This window comes from Solwaraspora sp. WMMB335, from assembly GCF_049179075.1.
Taxonomy (GTDB): Bacteria; Actinomycetota; Actinomycetes; order Mycobacteriales; family Micromonosporaceae; genus Micromonospora_E.
On sequence record NZ_JBMHMF010000001.1, the window covers coordinates 7,677,286 to 7,697,347 of the forward strand.

Sequence of the window (20,062 nt, forward strand, 5' to 3'; positions counted from 1 at the left end):
AGGGGAGACGAGCCGTGCACGCGTTGCCACACCGGACCGACGTGGTGGTGGTCGGCACCGGAGCCGCCGGGTTGACCGCGGCGCTGACCGCCGCGGCGGCCGGACTGCGGGTGACCATCCTGGAGAAGGCGCCGGTGATCGGCGGTACGACGGTGGTCTCCGGCGGTTCGATCTGGGCGCCGGCGAACCGCTGGCTGGCCGAGGCCGGCGTGCCGGACTCCCGCGACGACGCGGTGACCTACCTGCGCCGGCTGGCGCTCGGTCGGGTCCCCGACCGGCTCATCGAAACCTTCGTCGACCAGGTCAACCCGATGCTTGACCTGGTGGTCAAGCACACCGGGCTGGAGTTCACCCCGAACCTGGAGCACCCGGACTACCAGCCGGACCTGCCCGGTGCCCGCCCCGGCGGTCGCACGTTGCAGAGCGACCTGTTCGACGCCACCCAACTCGGTGAGCTACGCGGCAAGCTGCGCCCGCCGCACAGCACCGTGCCGGTGACCAAGCTCGAACTCGACCGGTGGGGGATGGACACCCTGGACCGCTGGGACTGGGCGCTGATCGCCGAGCGGACCGCCAAGGGCGTGGTCGGGATGGGCGCGGCGCTGGTCGGTGAGCTGCTGCACGGCTGCCTGCGGCTCGGCGCGACCGTGCACACCGAGGCCCGCGCGCTCCGGTTGCACCGCACCGGCACCGGCACCGGCACCGGCGATGGCGGCGGCGGTGGTGCCGGCGGCGGCCGGATCGAGGCGATCACCGTGGCCACGCCGCAGGGCACCGTACGCGTCGCGGTGGACCGCGGGGTGGTGCTCGCCTCGGGTGGGTTCGAGTGGGCCCCGGACATGGTCGGGCAGTTCCTCGGGGTGCCGATGGACGCCCCGGCCAGCCCGCCAGCCAACGTCGGCGACGGGCTGCGGATGGTGATGGAGATCGGCGCCGCGCTGGCCAACATGAACGAGGCGTGGTGGGGTCCGATGGTGTACGCCGCCGGCGACACCTACGACGGCCAGCCGCTGTACCGGCCGACGTCGGGACTGCGGGCACTGCCCGGCGGCATCATCGTCAACCGGCGCGGGCGGCGCTTCGCCGACGAGGCGATGAACTACAACGACCTCGGCAAGGCGATGGCGCAGTTCGACGCAATCCACTACGAGTACGCGAACCTGCCCTGCTGGCTGGTGTTCGACGACCGGTTCCGCTCGTCGTACTCGGTGGCCACGGTCACCCCGGACTCGCCGACGCCGGGCTGGATGGCGACCGCCCCGACGCTGCGGGAGTTGGCCGACACCGTCGGGATCGACCCGGACGGGCTGCGCGAACAGGTCGCGGAGTTCAACCGGCACGCCGAGCACGGCCAGGATCCGCGGTTCGGCCGGGGCACGACGGTGTACGACCGGTACCGGGGGGATCCGAGCGTGACGCCGCACCGCAACCTGCGCCCGCTGGGTGCCGGCCCCTACTACGCGGTCCGCCTGCACCTGGGTTGCCTGGGCACCAAGGGTGGCCCGCTCTGCGACGAGCACGGGCAGGTGCAGGGTGTCGACGGTGCCCCGATCACCGGCCTGTACGCCTGCGGCAACGTGGCGGCCAGCCCGTTCGGCCCGGGGTATCCGGGGGCCGGGGCGACCCTGGCCGCCGGGATGACCTACGGATTCCTCAGCGGCCGTGCCCTGGCCGGCGGGTGACCGGCCGGCGGTGACCGGCCTGGAAGCCGCGCGAGGCGGTGGCGACTCAGCCGGTGGCCGCGGCGGCGGCCACGCCGTGATCCGTCGTCGTGCCGTGCGGGCCCGGCCCGTTCCTGCCCGGCCCGGGGTGGCGGGCCAGGCCGTCGAGGAAGATCACCGTGCACTGGTCGGCGAGCCGACCGGTGGGGTACTCCGGGGTCGGGTGGAACCAGCGCACCGACAGCCACACCGCGTCGCGGATGAACCGGTAGAAGACCCGGGTGTCGATGTCGTCGCGGAAGGTGCCGTCGCGCACGCCGGCCTCGATCACCCCCAGCCAGGCGCTCTGCACCTCGCGCGCGACGTCCTTGAGGTAGTGGAACCGGGCCAGGCCGCGCAGGTAGTTGACGTCGTTCTGGTAGATCTCGGTGGCGTGCGGGTGCGCCGCCGCCGTGTCCAGCGACGCGTGCACCAGGTTGCGCAGCTTGGTCGCCGCGTCGGCGTCGCCGGTCAACGCCTCGGCGTAGCGCCGGCGCAACTCGTCGAGGTACGGCCCGAGGATCGCCTCGACGATCGCTTCCTTGGAGTCGAAGTGGTGGTAGAGGCTGCCGGAGAGGATGCCGACCTCGTCGGCGATCTGCCGGACCGTGGTGGCCGCGACGCCTCGGCTGGCGAACGAGGCCGCCGCGCAGGCGATGATCTGCTGTCGTCGGTCGAGCGACTCTGCCACGGCGCCTCTTTCGGTCGGCAACGATGGTCGGCGCGCGTCAGCATAGCAGAGTCAATCAAGCGCTTGGTGAATCGATGGTCGTGCCACGACCAGGCGCTGTCCGGTAACAATCTCCAAGCGAGCGCTTGATTGGCTGCCGGTCCGGGGCTAGTTTACAGGGCATTAACACAAGCCTCGGCGTTCACCGGCTACCAGGAGAAGCAGATGGCAACTGGTCGGAAATACAAGTGGAACGGGGCGCCCGCCCGCGTCGCGGTGGTCGGGCTGCTGCTCGCCACCGTCGCGGCGTGCGGCGAGGACGGCGAGACCAGCGAGACCGGCGGCACGATCACCATGGCCACCTGGTCCGCGACCAAGTCGCTCGACCCGGTCCAGGTCGCTGGCACCGGCAACTCCGGCGGGGCCGAACTGGCCGCGCTCTACGACACGATCATGCGGTACGACCCGGAGGGCGGCACGTTCGAACCGAACACCGCCGAGTCGCTCACCGCCAACGACGACTACACCGAGTGGACGCTCACCCTGCGTCCCGGGATCACCTTCAGTGACGGTTCGCCGTACGACTCGGCCGCTGTCGTAGCCAACCTGCAGCGGCACACCGAGGCCCGGTCCAACGCCAGCTCGCTGGTCGCGCCGATCACCGACTACCAGACCCCGGACGAGCGCACGGTGGTGTTCACCCTCGCCTTCCCGTGGAACAACTTCCCGTTCGCCCTCGCCGGCACCCCCGGCATGGTGGTCAACCCGGCCGCGGTGACCGAGCAGGGTGACGCCTTCGGCACCAACCCGGTGGGTGCCGGCGCGGGACCGTTCATCCTCGACGAGTTCCGGCCCGACGAGTCGCTGACCCTCACCCGCAACCCCGACTACTGGGGCGGCGAGGTGCCCCTCGACGGAGTGCGCTTCATCCACGCCGGCGACGGCCCGCAGACCTACGAGGCGTTCCGGGCCGGCACCGTCGACCTGGCCTTCCTACGCGACGCCGGGGCGATCGCCGACGCCGAGGCCGACGGCGCCGACGGCATCCGGGTGCAGTACTCCGCCAACGACACGATGATCATGAACAACGGCTTCCCGATCACCTGCCAGGAAGGCGAGCCGGCGCCGCGCTGCGACGGCCAGCCCGACGGCACCCAACTGGAATCGACCGCACCCACCGCGGACAAGCGGGTCCGCCAGGCGGTCGCCGCCGCGATCGACCTGGACACGCTCAGACAGCGGGTGTACGGCGGCGCGGGCACCATGACCAGCGCCCTGATCGCCGAGGGCTCCCGCTGGTACGACGGAGTCGAAGGACCCGCGTACGACATCGACCGGGCCCGGCAGTTGGTCGAGCAGGCCAAGGCCGACGGCTGGGACGGGCGGATCCGGATCAGCTGCCACACCGGCCTGCCCACCTGGGGCACCGCGGTGCAGGGCATGCTGGAAGCCGCCGGCATGCAGGTCGACCTCACCGACCAGCAGGAGATCGCCGCCAACACCAGCGCGGTCATCGTCCGCAAGGACTTCGACCTGGCCTGCTTCGGCGCGTCGATCTCCGACGCCGAACCGTTCTTCGCTCTCAACCGGGACTTCAACTCCACCTACGTCACCACCGGCGGCGGGAACTTCTCCGGCTACGTCAACCCGGCCGTGGACGAGGCCATCGCCGCCGGGCGGGCCGCCGCCAACGAGTCCGAGATCAAGGCGGCGATCAGCACCATCGCCCGGGCGTACGCCGAGGACGTGCCGTTCCTCGCGCTGACCGCCCAGCCCGAGGTGGTGCTGGTCTCCGACGACGTCGACGACGTGCTGCAGAGCGTCAACACCGTGATGCTGCTCGGCAAGGCCACCGTGGGATGACGGGTCTCTCCGGCGCCCCGGTGGCCCTGATCACCGCCGCCGCCCACGGCATCGGCGCGGCCACCGCCCGGGCGTTCGCCGAGGACGGGTACCGGCTGGTGCTCGCCGACATCGACGCCACCGGGCTCGACGCGGCCGGCGCGGCGCTGCCCGGCCAGGTGGCCACGGTGCTCGCCGACGCCACCACCGAGACCGGGTCGGCCGCCGCTGTCGATGCCGCGATCGCCCGGTACGGCCGGCTCGACGCGCTGGTCAACGTCGTGGGTGGCAGCCGGCCCGGGCGTACCGTGGTCGACCTGGAGCTGGCCGAGTGGGATCGGTGGCTGGCACTCAACCTCACCTCGGTGTTCCTGATGTGCCGGGCCGCGTTGCCGCACCTGGTCACCACCGGCGGTGCCGTCGTCAACGTCTCCTCCGGCGCCGGGCTGCGCGGCATGCGCGCCAACCCGGCCTACTGCGCCGCGAAGGCCGGTGTCGTCGGGCTGACTCGGGCACTGGCCATCGACCACGGACCGGCCGGGGTGCGGATCAACTGCGTGGCGCCCGGGCCGGTCCGTACCCCGCTGATGCAGCGCAACCGCAGCCCGGCCGAAATCGCCCAGCTGGGCACGATCGCGGTGCTCGGCCGGATCGGGGAGCCGGGCGAGATCGCGGCGGCGATCCGCTGGCTGGCCAGTGACGCGGCGTCGTACCTGACCGGGCAGACGATCGAGGTCGACGGGGGGCCCGCCCCGCTGGTGTGACCGGCGCGGGCGGCGAGGAGAGGAACGCTCATGTTGCGGACGGTGGCCGTCAAGCTGGCCCTGCTCGTTCCGGTGCTGTTCCTGGTCAGCGTGGGAACCTTCGTGCTGCTGCAGCTCGGCCCGGGTGACCCGGCCGCCCAGGTGCTCGGCAACACCGGCAGCCCGGCCGACTACGCGCGGATCCGGGCTGAGATGGGCCTGGACCGTCCGCCGGTGCAGCGTTACCTCGAATGGCTCGGCGGGGTGCTGCGCGGCGACCTCGGGCAGAACCTCGTCCCGCCGATCGAGAACGTCTCCGACCGGTTGCTGCGGGCGTTTCCGGTGAACCTGCAGCTGGCGGTGATGGCCATCGTGCTTGCCCTGCTGATCGCGGTGCCGCTGGCGATGTGGTCGGCGTACCGGGCCGGCGGGCTGGTCGACCGGTGGATCTCCGCCACCACCATCGGCATCATCTCGGTCCCGCCGTTCCTGGTTGGCCTGCTGTTGCTGCTGGTGTTCGCGATCAGCCTGGGTGTCTTCCCGCTTGGGCAGTGGGCCCGCCCGTCGGACGTGGGCTGGGGGCAGAACCTGTGGCACGCGTTCCTGCCCGCGCTGACCCTCGCCCTGGCCGAGGCCCCGGTCTTCGCCCGGCTGCTGCGCGGCGACCTGGTCGCCACCCTGCAGGAGGACTTCATCCTCGCGGCCCGAGCCAAGGGAATGCCCGGCTGGCACATCATGCTGCGCGAGGCGCTGCGGCCCTCGTCGTTCTCACTGATCACGCTGGCCGGAGTCAGCGCCGGGCGGCTGCTTGGCGGCACGATCATCGTCGAGGCGGTCTTCGTCCTGCCCGGCGTCGGCAGTGTGATCATCAACGCCGCGCAGAACAACGACTACAAGCTCGTCCAGGGCGGGGTCCTGCTGATCGCCGTGATCTACCTGCTGCTCAACCTGGTCGTCGATGTCCTCTACGGCTACCTGGACCCCCGGATCCGGAGACGGCATGCCTGACCAGAGACCCACCGCCACGGCGCCGCCGGGACCACCCCGCCCCCGCCGACGGCGGCGTACCGACCTCGCGTTCTGGTTCAGCGCCTGCTGGCTGGTGGCGTTGGCCGGCTGCGCGCTGCTGGCCGACGCGCTGCCGCTGGGCAACGCCGACGACACCACCGCCACCATCGGGGTGGCCGGCTACGCCCGCCCGGACCTGTTCTCGGCCAACCCGCTGGGCACCAACGGCTTCGGCCTGGACCTGCTGGCCCGCTCGATCTACGGCGCCCGGGTCAGCCTGCTGACCGTCGGCTGCACGGTCCTGGTCAGCCTGCTGGTCGGCGGCGCGGTCGGGATGATCGCCGGCTACTTCCGGGGCTGGGTCGACGTGGTGATCGGCATCTTCGCCGACGCCGCGCTGGTGATCCCGGCACTGGTCCTGCTGATCGCCTTCGCCGCCGTGCTCGGCCCGCCGCGGACCATGCCGGAGGCGGTGCTCAAGAGCGGGCTGGCGCTGGCCGTGGTGGGCATCCCGACGATGATCCGGCTCGCCCGGGCGAACACCCTGGTCTTCGCCCAGCGGGAGTTCGTCACCGCCAGCCGGGCGATGGGCGCTACGCACACCCGGATCCTGCTGCGCGAACTGCTGCCGAACGTGGCCCTGCCGCTGGTGTCGTACGCGTTCATCGTCTCCGCGGTGCTGATCGTGGCCGAGGGATCGCTGGCGTTCCTCGGCCTCGGCCTGCAACAACCGGCGCCCTCGTGGGGCAACATGATCGCCGAGGGCGGGCTGCGGGAGCTGCGCCGGCACCCGCACGTCCCGCTGGTGCCCGGTGTGTTCATGTTCCTCACCGTGTTCAGCCTGAACATCGTCGGCGAGCGGGCCCGCGCCCGGTGGGACGCCCGGGAGATCCAGACCTGACCGTGACCGGTCGTCCGGCCGGACCCGGTGTGTCCGGCCGGTGACCAGTGAGGAGAGCCAGATGCGAGCCGACGAGACCGCCTTCCGGCTGGACGGCCGGGTGGCCGCGGTCACCGGCGCCGGCAGCGGCATCGGCCGGGCGGTCGCCGAGACCCTGGCCCGGTTCGGGGCGGCCGTCGTCGCCGCGGACATCGACCAGCGGCGCGGGGCCGAGACCGTCGCGGCGATCACCGCCGCCGGCGGCCGGGCCAGCTTCCAGCACACCGACGTCACCCGCCGGTCCGACCTGGACGCCCTGGCCGGCGCCGCCGTCGAGCGCTACGGCGGGCTGGACGTGCAGTGCAACATCGCCGGCGTACCGTCGGCGGTGCGGGAGCTGACCGAGGTGAGCGCGGCCGACCTGGACGCCGAGCTGGCAATCAGCGTCAAAGGTGTGCTGTACGGCTGCCAGGCCGCCGCCACGGTGATGGTTGACCGCGGCCGGGGTGCGATCGTCAACATCTCGTCGACCGCGGCCGACCTGCCCGTCGCCGGCTACGGCCTCTACCACCTCGGCAAGCTGGCCGTGGTCGGGCTGACCCGCACCCTGGCGCTGGAGCTGGGTCCGAAGGGGATTCGGGTCAACGCCATCGCCCCCGGTGCCACGCTGACCAACTTCAGCGCCCGCAACTTCACCGCCGCCGACGGCACCGTCGACGAGCACCGCAGGTCGCAGTGGCTGGCGCAGATGGCGGCCAAGTCACCGCTGGGCCTGGTTGGCGACCCCGAGGACCAGGCGCTGCTGGTGCTCTACCTGGTCAGCGACGCGGGCAGGTTCGTCACCGGCCAGCTGATGCGGGCCAACGGCGGATGGTCGATGGGGTGAGCGGCCACCCGGACCCGTCGGGCACCCACCCCGATCCGCCGGGCACCCGCCCCGACCCGTCGACGGCTCGGCGGCAGCCGCCCGTCGCCCGACCGGAGCTGGCCGCCCGGACCGCCGGAATGCGACCGTCGCGGCTGCGGGAGCTCGTCGCCGCGGCCGCCGTAGCGCCACCGCCAGGGGCCACCGGTGTGCCGCTGCTCTCCCTCGGCGGCGGGTTGCCGCCGGCCGAGGCGTTCCCCGCCCCGGCGGCGGTGTCCGCGGCGGTCGCCCGGGTGCTCGACGGCGCGGCGGGCGCGGCGTTGCAGTACTCGCCGACCGAGGGCGATCCGGTGCTGCTCGACGCGGTGGCCGCCGATCTCGCCGGCCGGCTGCGACTGAGCGCACCGGCCGGCCGGCTGCTCGTCACCACCGGCTCCCAGCAGGCGCTCGACCTGATCGCGAAGGTCCTGCTCGACCCCGGTGACCTGGCGGTCGTCGAGTCACCGGCCTACGTCGGGGCGCTGCGGGCGTTGGCGGCCTACCAGCCGCGCGTGGTCGAGTTGCCGGTCGACGACGACGGGCTGGACACCGGCCTGCTCGCCGAGCGGTTGCGGGCCGGTCTGCGGCCCAAGCTCTGCTACCTGGTCGCCAACTTCTCCAACCCCAGCGGCACCACCCTGGCCGCGCCGCGCCGGCGACAGCTGGCCGACCTGGCGCAGCGGTACGGCTTCCTGGTGGTCGAGGACGACCCGTACGGTCAGCTGCGGTTCACCGGGGACGACCTGCCGTCGGTCGCCGGGTACGCCGCCGATCACGTGCTCTACCTGGGCAGTTTCTCGAAGCTGATCGCCCCCGGTCTGCGGGTCGGCTACCTGGCCGCGCCGGGCTGGCTGCACCGCCAGCTGGTGGTGGCCAAGCAGGCCACCGACCTCAACTCGGCCGCGTTCAGCCAACGGCTCATCGCCGAGCTGCTGGCCGTACCCGGCTGGTTCGACGGCCACCTGGCCCGGCTGCGCCAGCTGTACCGCGAGCGGGCGGTGACGCTGACCGCCGCGCTGGCCGAACAGCTGCCCGGCCGGCTGACCGCCACCGCCCCGACCGGCGGCATGTTCATCTGGGCGCGGGTGCGGACCGACGGGATCGACGCGCTCGCCGTGGCCCGGGCGGCGATGCGCCGGGGCGTGTCGGTGGTGCCGGGTGACGAGTTCTCCCTCGGCGACCGGTACGGCCAGCAGCTGCGCCTGTCGTTCAGCATGTTGGACCCGCCCCGGCTCACCGAGGCGGTCGGCCGGCTCGGTCAGGCGTTCGCCGATCTCGGGGTGCCGGGGTGAGCCGGGGTGAGCCGGCGGTCACCGCGTCGCGGCGGTGCTGAAGGTGGGCACCGGCCACACCGTGGGCGTGCTGGTGCTCCACAGCACCCGGTGCACCCGGTCGCTGATCCGCCAGCCGGCGGCGGTGCGGACCAGCTGGTCGGCGTAGTGCAGGCCGCGGTGCACCACCTCGTGCCCGGCGTCGACCGGGCGCACCAGGTGCGCGACCGTGTACGAGCTGGCCGTCGCGGTGTCACCGGTGACGTCGACGCTCACCGAGCCGACCACGTGCTGGCTGGCGGCGAGGTTGGCCAGCGGCGCCATGTGCGCCACGATGTGCGCCACCCCGCGCGGCAGCCGCTTGCCCGAGTACTCGGCCCGGGCGTCGTCGGTGAAGCAGCCGCCGACCTGGTCGAACTCGCGCCGGTCGCAGCACTGCGCGTACCGGGTGAGCAGTTCGACGATGGCCGCGCGGTCCTCGGCGTAACCAGACATCGTTCGACACCTTTCATCGATTGGGCGCGCCGCCGTGGCTGCGCGACGGGACGGAGGACACGACCGTGCACACCGCTGACCGGATGGCTATCGCGGACGTGGTGACCAGGTACTTCATGGCGATCGACCGGCGGGACTGGACCCGGTTGCGCAGCTGCTTCACCGATGACGTGGAGGGCGTCTACGAGGGGGTCCGGGTCGCCGGCGGCGCCGACCGGATCATGGACTTCTTCACCGGCGTCTCGCCGCACCGGTTCCCGCTGGAGATCGTCGACCTGCGCGCCTCGATGCATTTCATCGGCAACCACTACGCGCAGGTGACGCAGGACCGGGCGGTCGCCGAGACGTACGCCCAGGCCCACCTGATCGATCACCCGGCCGGCGGGCCGCGGATGCGCACCCGGGGCCTGCGCTACCTCGACGAGCTGGTCCGCATCGACGGGCGGTGGCTGATCCGGCGTCGGGAGCACATCCTGGAGTGGATGCGCCACGACGACCTGCTGGACGCCCCCGGGGCCGGGGCCGGCTGACTGCTGGACGCGCCCGGGGCCGGCTGACCGGCCGGTCACCCGGTCGGCCCGGTCTGCGGGAAGTGGCAGGCGACGTACTGGTCCGGGCCGGCCTCGCGCAGGGTGGGCTCGACCCGGGCGCAGATGTCGGCGGCGCGCGGGCAGCGGGTGCGGAACCGGCAGCCGCTCGGCGGTGCCAGTGCCGACGGCAGTTCGCCGGTGGTCCGGGGCGCGGCCGGGGTGCCGTCGTCGAGTTCCGGGATCGAGTGCAGCAGCAACGTGGTGTACGGGTGGGCCGGCCGGGCGAACAACGTGTCCGGTGCGGCCACTTCGCAGATCTTGCCCAGGTACATCACGATGATCCGGTCACTGACCCGCTTGACCACGGCCAGGTCGTGGGCGACGAACAGCAGGGTCAGCCCGTACCGCTGCTTCATCTCCTCCAGCAGGTTGAGGATCTGGGCCTGCACCGAGACGTCGAGGGCGCTGACCGGTTCGTCGCAGAGCACCACCGCCGGTTCCAGCACCAGCGCGCGGGCGATGCAGACCCGCTGACACTGGCCGCCGGACAACTCGTGCGGGCGCCGGTCGCCGACCAGCCGGGGGTCCAGCCCGACCGCGTCGAGGACCTCGTCGATCCGCCGTGCGCCGTCGCCGCCGACCCGGCCGGGCAGGCCGGGCAGGCCGGGTGGGCCGGGTGGGCCGGGTGCCGGGGACGCGCCGAGCGGGTGGCGCCGCCAGATCCGCAGCCCTTCGCCGACGATGTCGCGCACCGTACGGCGCGGGTTCAGCGACGAGATCGGATCCTGGAAGATCATCTGCAGCCGGGTGCGGGTACGCCGCAGGCGTTCGCCGCGCAGCGTGGTCAGCTCGGTACCCTCGAAACGCACCGATCCGCTCGTCGGTGGCGGCAGCTGCAGGATCGCCCGGCCGGTGCTCGACTTGCCGCAGCCCGACTCACCGACCAAACCGACCGTTTCGCGGACCCGGGCGTCGAGACTGATGCCGGACACCGCCTGGACGCTGCGTCCCCGGCCGGCCGGGAACGCCACGGTCAGATCCTCCACCCGCAGCACCACGTCGTCGGCGTCGCGCAGGTGCGCCTTGCCGGTGCCGGCCATCAGCCCACCACCCGGTCCAGGGCGTCGGCGTCGAGGTCGCGGCCGGCGGCCAGCGCGCCGAGGTCCAGTCCGGTGGCGGTGCGTCCGTTGGTCAGGTTGCGCGCCAGCGCCTGCGCGCCGGCGTCGGTGCCGGCCGGATAGAAGCAGGCGTACCGGTGGGTGTCACCATCGTCGAACCACGACGCCGCCGTGTCGTCGGACCGCGCCGCCGTGTCGTCGGTCGGGGTCAGCGCCGGCACCTCGCGTTGGCACCGGGGCTGGGCCTGCCGGCAGCGCGGGGCGAACCGGCAGCCCGGCGGTGGGTGTACCAGGTCCGCGGCGGTGCCCGGGATGACCTCCAGCGGGGCGTGGCTGGGCTCGTCGATGCGCGGGGTGGAGCGCAGCAGCGCGGCGGTGTACGGGTGCCGGGTCGCCTGGAACAAGCTGGCGGTGGGTCCGATCTCGGCCACCTTTCCGGCGTACATCACCAGGGTGCGGTCGGTGCGGCCGGCCACCACCGCGAGGTCGTGACTGATCAGGATCATCGCCATCTGCAACTCGGTGCGCAACCGGGCGAGCAGGTCGAGAATTTCCTTCTGCACGGTCACGTCCAGCGCGGTGGTGGGCTCGTCGGCGATGAGCAGCTTCGGCGAGCAGGACAGCGCGATCGCGATCATGACCCGCTGGCGCATGCCGCCGGAGAGTTCGTGCGGGTACTGGTCCAGGCGGCGGACCGGTTCGCTGATGCCGACCTGGGCGAGCAGGTCGGCGGCCCGGTCGCGGGCGGAGCGCCGGTTGCCGCCCAGATGGTGCCGGATCGGGTCGGTGAGCTGGCGGCCGATGGTGCGTACCGGGTTGAGCGAGGTCATCGGGTCCTGGAAGACCATCGCCACCTCGGCACCCCAGAAGTGCCGGGCGGCGGCACCCCGGCGGTCCCGCACGTCCTGGCCGGCGAACAGGATCCGGCTCCGCGCGGCCACCTCGGCCTGCCGGGGCAGGATGTTCATGATCGTGCGGACCAGCATCGACTTGCCGGATCCGGACTCGCCGACCACGCCGAGTGCTTCACTGGGGGCCAGGGTGAACGAGACCCCGTCGACGGCGCGCAACGGCCCGCGCGGGGTGGGGAACGTCGTGACGAGGTTCTCCACGGTGAGCAGCGGTGTCGCGGTACCGGTCAACACGTTGCCAGCCTAACAAGCGCTTGGTACTTTGAGCGAGTCTTCGTTACCTGCCTGAAACGTGAGGGTGCCATGACCGACGACGAACTCGACGAACTCATCGCAGTGGTCCTGCTCCCCGAGCGGGAACGCGCCACGCTGGAGGAGCGGGTGACGCTGGCCGAGGACCACCGCCGGATCGCCGACCTGGTGATGCTCTACGGCTGGCTGTGCGACCGGCGGCGGTGGGACGATCTGCTGGAGTACTACACCGACGACTTCGAGCGACAGCTGCGCGGCACCCTCGACGAGACCGTCAAGGGCAAGGAGAAACTGCGCGAGCTGTACTTCCGGCCGGTGCTGCCGCGCGCCGGGGACGCGGACGGTCCGCCGTCGGCCGACGTGATCAACACCTACGAACTGCGCCACCTCATCCACCCCCCGGTGATCCGGGTCGCCGACGACGGCGACACCGCGTCGGTCGCCGCCGTGTACAGCCTGGTCGCCACCAGCGGGGACGGGGCCGCGTTCCGCCGTGGTGAACACGAAGGGGCGTACCTGTTCGGCATGCGCCGGGAACCCGGCGTCGGCTGGCGCTTCGCCACCATGGCCGTGATCAGCGAGAACGCCCGCAACCCGCTGTTCCAGAAGGGCTGAGCCGGTGACCGGGAGGTTCGCCGGCAGGACCGCGCTGGTCACCGGCGCCGGCCGGGGCATCGGCCGGGCCACCGCGTTGCGCCTGGCCGGCGAGGGCGCCACCGTGGTGGTCAACGACATCAACGCCGACGGGATCGCACAGACCCTCGCCGCCGCCGCCGACCTGCCCGGTCGGGCGGTTCCCGGTCAGGCCGACGTCACCTCGGCCGACGAGATCGGCGCGCTGGTCGATCAGGTCGCCGCCGCGCACGGCCCGATCGACATCCTGGTCAACAACGCCGGTGGTGCGCTGCCCGGTGCCCGGTGGACCCCGGTCGCCGAGTCGACCCTCGACGACTGGACCGGTTTCCTCAGCCTCAACCTCACCTCCGCGTTCTGCTGCGCCCGCGCCGTGCTGCCGGGAATGCTCGACCGTGGCCGGGGGCACATCGTCGGGGTCGGCTCCATCTCCGGCACCAACGGCCAGGTCAACGGCGCGGCGTACGCGGCGGCCAAGGCCGGGATGAGTGCGCTGGTCGCCTCGCTGGCCAAGGAGTACGGCGCACGCGGCATCAGCGCCAACGGCATCATCGTCGGTAACGCCCCGTTCCCCGGCCGCCCTCCCGAGCGCCAGCAGCATCTGGACCGGGCGGTGCACCTGGGCCGGGTCGGCGGGTACGAGGAGTTCGCCGCGGCGATCGCCTTCCTCTGCTCACCGGACGCGTCCTACCTGTCCGGGGCGATGATCCCGGTCGACGGTGGCTTCCACCGGTCCAACCTGCTGTGAACCGCCCGGGGTGGCCGGCACGCCGATCGACGTGCCGGCCACCCCGGGCGCCCGGACCCCGCGCGAGCGGCCCGGCCGGGGTCGCGACGCTCAGATCAGCGTGTCGGCCAGGGTCTCCGGGGCGAACAACTCCGCCGGATCCAGCCGCCGACGGGCCAGGCCCTGCTCGTACGAGTAGCGCAGGAACGTCTCCAGGACCGTCCGGTTGGCGGCCAGCCCGTACGGCCAGAAGTCCGCACCCAGCAGCGCCGCCGCCTCCTCGGCGGCCGGCACCACCCACGGCAGGCTGACCTTCAGCGCGGTCACCTCCCGCAGTTGCGCGTACACCTGGTCCTTGGCCTCGGTGAACGCGTCCAGCAGCGCCCGGGCCAACCAGCGGTGCCGCTGGTAGACGTCGCGGCGCAGCACCACGGTGTGCATGATCGGGAAGATCCCGGTCCGCCGCAGGTAGGCCTGCTCGGCGGCCACCGGGTCGGCGAACAACCGGCGGACCCCGTCGGCCCCGGCGCCCGGATGGAACGACCGGGGCGCGCGGGCGGTGTAGAGGGCGTCGATCGCACCGCCGCGCAGCAACCCGTCGAGGGTCTCGTCGGCGCCGATCGGCGCTACGTCGAACCGGTCCGGCAGGTCCAGCCGCAGCTTCTCGGTGCGCCCGGCGGCGTGCAGCCCGCCGGTGCGGTAGCGCACCGCGTCGACCGGCAGCCCGTGCTGCTCGGCCAGGATGCCGCGGATCCAGACCGAGGCGGTCATCTGGTACTCCGGCACGCCGACGGTGCGCCCGGCGAGGTCCGCCGGCTGCGTCACCGGTGAACCCGGGGCGAGGTAGATCGAGCCGTGCCGGAACACCCGCGACGGGAAGACCGGGATCGCCACGAACGGCGGCTCGTCGGCGAACAGCGACAGCACGTACGACGACAGGGACATCTCCGCGACGTCGAACTCCCGCCAGCGCAGCATCCGGAAGAAGGTCTCCTCCGGGGCCAGCGCAAGGTAGGTCAGGTCCACCCCGGCGGGGCGCACGGTGCCCTCCCGCAGTGCCCGGGTCCGGTCGTAGTCCCAGCAGGCCAGGCTGATCGGCACACGGTGCGCCATGACTGCCTCCAAACAGGGTCAGTGGAACGCGGCGCCACCGTCGACGTTGACCGTCTGGCCGGTCATGAAGTCGCTGTCCGCCCCGGCCAGGAAGGCGACCACGCCGACCAGGTCGCCGGGCACCTGCCGGCGTTTGATCGCCTGGCCGGCGACGATCGCGCGTTCCTGCTCCGGGGTGACGGTGGCCCGGGGGATCTCGGTACGGGTGGCGCCGGGGGTGACCGCGTTGACCCGGATCCCGGCCGGACCCAGCTCGGTGGCCAGCGCCCGGGTCATCCCGATCAGGGCCGCCTTGGAGGTCACGTAGTGCAGGTAGTGCGGCCGGCCGATCCAGACCGTCGCCGAGGAGATGTTGACGATCTTGCCGTACCCGGCGTGCCGCATCACCGGCGCGGCGGCCCGCGCGCACAGGAACGGCCCGCGGACGTTGACCGCCATCACCCGGTCCCACTCGGCCGGGTCGATCTCGTCGAACGGGCGCATCGCCAGCGTCGAGAAGACGGCCGCGTTGTTGACCAGCACGTCGATCCCGCCGTACGCGTCGACGACCTGGCCGGTCATCGCCGCCACGCTGACCTCGTCGGCGACGTCGACCGGCACCGCCACGGCGGTCCCGCCGGCGGCGGAGCTGATCTCGGCGGCGACCGTCGCGGCGGCGTCGGCGTTGCGGTCGGCGACCGCGACCCGGGCGCCGTCGGCCGCCAGCCGGTGCGCGAAGGCCCGGCCGAGGCCCTGACCGCCGCCGGTCACCACCGCCACCCGGCCGGCCAGCGGCCCCGCCGCCGGGTCAGCCATCGCCGAGCCGGGCCAGTTCGGTGCGTGCGTCCATCGGCTGCCACCACGGGTCGACACCGAGGTCGCCCGCGATGACCCCGGCGGCGATGTAGCCGGCGCCGCCGCTGATCGCGCCGTTGGGGTGGGTCGCCGACCCGGCCAGGTAGAGGTTCGGCAGCGGGGTGCGGTAGCCGAAGTGGTTGTGCAGCACCTGGTCGGCGCTGAGCGCGCCCATGAAGATGTCGCCCTGGCGCATGTTGATCAGATCCTGGGCGTACTCGTACGCGGTGTACGTGTACGAACCGAGCACGGTGGCGTCGGTCAGGTTCGGGGCGTACTCCCGCCACTTGTCCAGGATCGACCGCGCCATGTCGCCCTGCATGGTGCGCAGGTTCTCGTGGTCGCCGTCGGGCGCCCAGGGGACCACGTGCCAGGCGTACGCCGTGTGCTTGCCCGGCGGGGCCTGGCTCGGGTCGAGCACGCTGAGCGCGCCGGCCCCGAACTGCACCGCCGAGGGTACCCGGCCGTTGTCCACGTCGTCGTGGGCGGCCATCAGGCTGGCGATCGTCTCCGACCCGATGTTGTACTTGAGCGCCCGGTCGACGTGCGGGTCGAAGGCCGCCGAGGCGTACGCCGGTGCCTCGTCGAGCGCCAGGTGCAGCCCGAACAGCGTCCAACCGGTGTAGTGGAACCGGTCCAGCTTGGTCAGATAGTCGGCCGGCAGCTGGTCCCGGCCGACCAGGGTCTCCAGGGTCTGGTGCACGTCCAGCGTGCTGGCCACGAACTGCCGGGCCCGCATGCTGCGCCCGTCGGCCAGCTCGATGCCGGTCGCCCGGCCGCCCTCGACGACGATCCGGTCGACGTGCGCCTGGTTGGCGAAGTGCCCGCCGGCGGCGATGAACTCCTCCATCAGCCCGCGCGCCAGGTTCCAACTGCCGCCGACACACAGCTCGTAGCCGGTGGTCAGGTCGAAGGCACGGATCAGCGAACCGAGCGGGCTGTGCGTGCCCAGGGTCTCGTGCAGCACCGTGCCGAACAGCGACAGCTTGAACAGGAACAGCACCTTGACGCGTTCGTCGGTGAACAGCTCCTCGACCACCTCGCCGGGCTGGCGCCGGGTCAGCGCGAGGAACTCCCGGCCCAGCGCGCTGCGTTGCAGCAACTCGTCGCGCTCGGCCGGGCTCAGCGGCGCGCTGAAGCGTTCCCGCAGGAAGATCCGCTGGGTCATCTCCTCGGCCTTGGCGTTCCACTCCCGGAACGTGTCGGCGTCGGCCTTGCTGAACCGGCCGATACTGGCCAGCGTCTCGGCCAGGTCCCGGGAGAAGACCAGGGCGGTGCCGTCGCGGTGCGGCTGGGCGAACTCGTACCGTGGGGTCAGGTAGCGCACCCGGGCGGACAGGCCGAGATCCCGAAACCACGGGGTGGCGGTGATGCTGAAGTGGTTGATCGAGTGCAGGTTGTGCTGGAAGCCGGGCAGCGTCCGTTCCTCGGTGCTCAGCCCGCCGCCGTAGCCCAGCCGCCGCTCGACCAGCAGCACCCGCAGCCCGGCCCGGGCCAGGTAGGTGCCGAGGATCAGGCCGTGCTGGCCGGCCCCGATGATGATGCCGTCGTACGTGCCGGCCGGGTCGTCAGTGGTCGCCACGGCTACCTCCTTGCTGCTGGTCGGCCGGTCCCAGGTGGACGGTGACCGACTTGGGCTGGGTGAACGAGTGCAGTTCCTCGACGCTTTCCTCACTGCCGAGACCGGAGTCCTTGACCCCGCCGAACGGCAGGCCCGCGAAGTGCCGCGACGCGGTGTTGATCCAGACGTATCCGGCGTCGACCTGGCGGGCCCAGCGGTGCGCCCGGCCGACGTCGGCCGTCCACACGCTCGCGGTCAGGCCGTACGGTGAGTCGTTGACCAGGCGCAGGGCCTCCCGTTCGTCGTCGAACGGGGTGACGCAGAGCACCGGGCCGAAGATCTCCGCACGGGCCAGCGGGTGCTGCGGCGGCACGTCGACGAAGACGGTCGGTTCGACGTAGGCGCCGGGACCGGGCGGCAGACCGCCCCCGGTGGCCAGGGTCAGTCCGGTCTCGCGGCCCTGCCGCAGGTAGCCGGCGATCCGGTCGCGGTGCGCGGCGGAGACCATGGTGCCCATCTCGGTGGCCGGGTCGAGCGGGTCGCCGACCCGGACCGACCGGGCGCCGGCCACCACCCGCTCGACGACCTCGTCGACGATCGAACGGTGCACCAGCAGCCGGGAGGTGGATCCGCAGGACTGCCCGCCGGTCCAGTGGAAGTTCATCCCGGCGACCGCCCCGGCACCGGCGGCGGCCACGTCGGCGTCGTCGAGGATCACCATCGGGTTCTTGCCGCCGAGTTCCAGCGAGACGTGCTTGACGCCGTGCGCGGCCGCGGTCCGCAGCACCGCCTGCCCGGTCGCGGTGCTGCCGGTGAAGGCGACCCGGCGGACGCCGGGATGCCCGACGATCGCCGGGCCGACGGTGGCGCCGTCGCCGGTCAGCACCGCGAGCACTCCAGCCGGCAGCAGGTCGGCGACGAGTTCGCCGAGGCGCAGCGCCGACAGCGGGGTCTGGTCGGGCGCCTTGAGCAGCACGGCGTTGCCGGCCAGCAGCGGCGCGGCGATCCGCGACGCGGCGAACATGATCGGATGGTTGTACGGCACGATCCGGGCGACCACCCCGTACGGGCGGCGCAGCGTGTAGTGCAGGTGGTCGTCGTCACCGGGCTGGGTGCGCCCACCGAGCTGGTCGGCCCAGTCGGCGAAGCGGTCCAGCAGGTCGGCGGCGAGGTCCACGTCGGCGGTCATCGCGGTGACCGGGTTGCCGCCGTCGGTGGCGTCGAGCCGGCCGAGTTCGTCGCGGTGGGCACGCAGCACGGCGGCGATGCCCCGCAGCGTGGTGGCCCGCCGCCGGGGCGCGATCGCGGCCCAGCGCGGCTGGGCGGCCCGCCCGGCGGTGACGGCCCGCTCGACGTCGGCGGGGGTGGCCGCCGGGACCTGGCCGAGCACCGCTCCGGTGGCCGGTGACCGGGTCGGCGTCCGGGCACCGCCGTCGGCGGCGACGAGCCGCCCGTCGATCAGCATCCGCCAGTCGTGTCCGGGATCCGGGTTCATCGGGCCTCGTCTCGCTCAACGACCGGGCCGGCGGGGGAGGACGCCCGCTGCCCGGGGGTGTGCCCGAACAGCCAGTCGGTGGCCCGGTAGTCGGTGGGTCCCCGGTGGGCCAGCACGTCGTCGCGCAACGTGGCGGCCAGCCCGTCGACGTGCCAGATGTCGCCCCAGGTACGGGCGTTGCGCTGGACCCGCGCGGTGCGCGGTGCCCGGTCGTGGGCGAAGGCGGCCAGCGCGGCCTGGACCGGGGCGTCGGCGTCGACCGGCCCGGCGGGCAGGTGCCGGTCCACCGCGGCGGCCAGCGCGGCGGCGTCCTCCAGCGCCTGGCAGGCGCCCTGCGCCAGGTACTGCAGCATCGGGTGGGCGGCGTCGCCGAGCAGGGTCATCCGCCCGCCGAGCACCCAGGTGTCGATGGGCTCCCGGTCGTACATCGGCCACCGCTGTTCGGTGCGGATCGAGCGCACCGCGTCGCGCACGTGCGGGCAGGCCCGGGAGAAGACGGCGTGCAGCTCGGCCGGGTCGCCCCAGTCCGGATCGCCCTGCCGGTACCGTTCGCTGCGGAAGACGGCGACCTGGTTGTAGTAGCTCCCGCCGCGCAGCGCGTACTGCACGAAGTGCATGCCCGGCCCGACGAAGGCGACCACGTCGTCGAGGTCGGCGGTCCGGCTGGCCTGCTCGATCGGGATCGCGCCGCGGTAGGCGACGTAGCCGCTGCAGATCGGCTCGTCGGTGCTGAGCAGGGCCCGGAACCGGCTGTGCAGCCCGTCGGCGGCGATCACCGCGCGGGCGCGGTAGCGCCGGCCGTCGGCGCAACCGATCTCGACGGCGTCCGGGCCGGGTTCGACGCAGTGCACCTCGCGGTCGGGTTCGAGCCGCGCGCCGGCGCGTACGGCGGCGTCGAGCAGCAGGTCGAGCAGGTCGCGCCGGTGTGCGACGACGTACGGGGCGAGGTAGCGGTCCAGGAACGGGCCGGTGAGGTCGAGCCGGTTGAGCTCGCGACCGGTGCGGGCGTCGGCGAGGACCAGGTGCCGGGGAGCGAGCCCGGCGTCGACCAGCCGGTCGAGCAGGCCCCATTGGCGCAGCAGCCGGGTCGCGTTGGGCGCGAGCTGGATGCCGGCACCGACCTCACCGAAGACGGGGGCGCGTTCCAACACGCGTACCTGCCGGCCGGCGTGGGCCAGGGCGAGCGCCGTGCCGAGCCCACCGATGCCGCCACCGATCACGATGAACTCGTCGGTCGTCGGGGTGACCGCCATCGCGCCTCCTGTCGCCTGTGCGGGGCCCGGCCGCAGGACGGATCGGCGGTGCGGGCCGGGGTGCCCCGACGCTAGCGCTGCTTCTGCTGGAGAGAATCTGCGACGACCTGCTTTCTATCTGG

General features: G+C 72.9%; 19 protein-coding genes. 10 read left to right on the forward strand and 9 right to left on the reverse strand.

What is annotated here, in order from left to right; genetic code table 11:
• Positions 1–14 precede the first annotated feature (14 nt).
• The gene (locus ACN27F_RS32940; protein ID WP_421439440.1) at positions 15–1,682 is read left to right on the forward strand and encodes an FAD-dependent oxidoreductase; all 1,668 of its coding nucleotides are present in this window, start codon (positions 15–17) and stop codon (positions 1,680–1,682) included.
• A gap of 46 nt (positions 1,683–1,728) precedes the next feature.
• Here ACN27F_RS32940 and ACN27F_RS32945 read toward each other — a convergent pair whose 3' ends face one another.
• Entirely contained in the window at positions 1,729–2,391 is a 663-nt protein-coding gene (locus ACN27F_RS32945) for a TetR/AcrR family transcriptional regulator (protein WP_421439442.1), read from the reverse strand.
• Positions 2,392–2,595: 204 nt separating this feature from the next.
• On the opposite strand from ACN27F_RS32945, the gene ACN27F_RS32950 reads away from it, so the two are divergent.
• From ACN27F_RS32950 to ACN27F_RS32975, 6 genes are all read left to right on the forward strand, one after another.
• Positions 2,596–4,233, forward strand: a complete 1,638-nt coding sequence (locus tag ACN27F_RS32950; protein ID WP_421439444.1) for an ABC transporter substrate-binding protein — start codon at positions 2,596–2,598, stop codon at positions 4,231–4,233.
• Entirely contained in the window at positions 4,230–4,976 is a 747-nt protein-coding gene (locus tag ACN27F_RS32955) for an SDR family NAD(P)-dependent oxidoreductase (RefSeq protein WP_421439445.1), read from the forward strand. The genes ACN27F_RS32950 and ACN27F_RS32955 overlap by 4 nt, the downstream gene beginning before the upstream one ends.
• Positions 4,977–5,006: 30 nt before the next feature.
• On the forward strand, positions 5,007–5,963 hold the full coding sequence (locus tag ACN27F_RS32960) for an ABC transporter permease (RefSeq protein WP_421439447.1): 957 nt from the start codon (positions 5,007–5,009) through the stop codon (positions 5,961–5,963).
• On the forward strand, positions 5,956–6,864 hold the full coding sequence (locus ACN27F_RS32965; RefSeq protein WP_421439449.1) for an ABC transporter permease: 909 nt from the start codon (positions 5,956–5,958) through the stop codon (positions 6,862–6,864). The genes ACN27F_RS32960 and ACN27F_RS32965 overlap by 8 nt, the downstream gene beginning before the upstream one ends.
• Before the next feature lie 61 nt (positions 6,865–6,925).
• Entirely contained in the window at positions 6,926–7,729 is an 804-nt protein-coding gene (locus ACN27F_RS32970; RefSeq protein ID WP_421439451.1) for an SDR family NAD(P)-dependent oxidoreductase, read from the forward strand.
• Positions 7,726–9,039 (forward strand): PLP-dependent aminotransferase family protein, encoded by a 1,314-nt coding sequence (locus ACN27F_RS32975; protein ID WP_421439453.1) that lies wholly within the window; start codon positions 7,726–7,728, stop codon positions 9,037–9,039. The genes ACN27F_RS32970 and ACN27F_RS32975 overlap by 4 nt, the downstream gene beginning before the upstream one ends.
• An 18-nt stretch (positions 9,040–9,057) precedes the next feature.
• On the opposite strand, the gene ACN27F_RS32980 is transcribed toward ACN27F_RS32975, so the two are convergent.
• Positions 9,058–9,513, reverse strand: a complete 456-nt coding sequence (locus ACN27F_RS32980) for a nuclear transport factor 2 family protein (protein WP_421439454.1) — start codon at positions 9,511–9,513, stop codon at positions 9,058–9,060.
• Positions 9,514–9,533: 20 nt separating this feature from the next.
• Between ACN27F_RS32980 and ACN27F_RS32985 the strand changes: the two genes are divergently transcribed.
• Positions 9,534–10,043, forward strand: a complete 510-nt coding sequence (locus ACN27F_RS32985) for a nuclear transport factor 2 family protein (RefSeq protein WP_421439456.1) — start codon at positions 9,534–9,536, stop codon at positions 10,041–10,043.
• 35 nt (positions 10,044–10,078) lie between these two features.
• Here the strand turns inward: ACN27F_RS32985 and ACN27F_RS32990 are convergent, their stop codons facing one another.
• A complete protein-coding gene (locus ACN27F_RS32990) occupies positions 10,079–11,143 on the reverse strand; it encodes an ABC transporter ATP-binding protein (RefSeq protein WP_421439458.1) in 1,065 nt (354 codons plus the stop codon).
• A complete protein-coding gene (locus ACN27F_RS32995) occupies positions 11,143–12,306 on the reverse strand; it encodes an ABC transporter ATP-binding protein (RefSeq protein ID WP_421439459.1) in 1,164 nt (387 codons plus the stop codon). Before ACN27F_RS32995 ends, ACN27F_RS32990 begins: the two co-directional genes overlap by 1 nt.
• A gap of 69 nt (positions 12,307–12,375) precedes the next feature.
• On the opposite strand from ACN27F_RS32995, the gene ACN27F_RS33000 reads away from it, so the two are divergent.
• The gene (locus ACN27F_RS33000) at positions 12,376–12,939 is read left to right on the forward strand and encodes a nuclear transport factor 2 family protein (protein WP_421439462.1); all 564 of its coding nucleotides are present in this window, start codon (positions 12,376–12,378) and stop codon (positions 12,937–12,939) included.
• A gap of 4 nt (positions 12,940–12,943) precedes the next feature.
• Positions 12,944–13,705 carry an SDR family NAD(P)-dependent oxidoreductase gene (locus ACN27F_RS33005; protein WP_421439463.1) on the forward strand — a complete coding sequence of 254 codons (762 nt, stop codon included), beginning with the start codon at positions 12,944–12,946 and terminating at the stop codon, positions 13,703–13,705.
• Between the two features lie 90 nt (positions 13,706–13,795).
• On the opposite strand, the gene ACN27F_RS33010 is transcribed toward ACN27F_RS33005, so the two are convergent.
• Genes ACN27F_RS33010 through ACN27F_RS33030 form a run of 5 tightly spaced genes read right to left on the reverse strand, consistent with a single transcriptional unit; the run spans position 13,796 to position 19,940 of the window.
• Positions 13,796–14,797, reverse strand: coding sequence for an ABC transporter substrate-binding protein (locus ACN27F_RS33010; protein WP_421439464.1), 1,002 nt, complete (start codon positions 14,795–14,797; stop codon positions 13,796–13,798).
• 18 nt (positions 14,798–14,815) lie between these two features.
• Entirely contained in the window at positions 14,816–15,592 is a 777-nt protein-coding gene (locus ACN27F_RS33015; protein WP_421439466.1) for an SDR family NAD(P)-dependent oxidoreductase, read from the reverse strand.
• Positions 15,585–17,213: a phytoene desaturase family protein gene (locus ACN27F_RS33020; RefSeq protein WP_421439468.1), complete on the reverse strand. Its 1,629-nt coding sequence runs from the start codon at positions 17,211–17,213 to the stop codon at positions 15,585–15,587. The genes ACN27F_RS33015 and ACN27F_RS33020 overlap by 8 nt, the downstream gene beginning before the upstream one ends.
• Positions 17,200–18,687, reverse strand: coding sequence for an aldehyde dehydrogenase family protein (locus ACN27F_RS33025; protein ID WP_421439470.1), 1,488 nt, complete (start codon positions 18,685–18,687; stop codon positions 17,200–17,202). The genes ACN27F_RS33020 and ACN27F_RS33025 overlap by 14 nt, the downstream gene beginning before the upstream one ends.
• Positions 18,684–19,940, reverse strand: coding sequence for an FAD-dependent monooxygenase (locus tag ACN27F_RS33030; RefSeq protein WP_421439472.1), 1,257 nt, complete (start codon positions 19,938–19,940; stop codon positions 18,684–18,686). Before ACN27F_RS33030 ends, ACN27F_RS33025 begins: the two co-directional genes overlap by 4 nt.
• Positions 19,941–20,062: the final 122 nt, after the last annotated feature.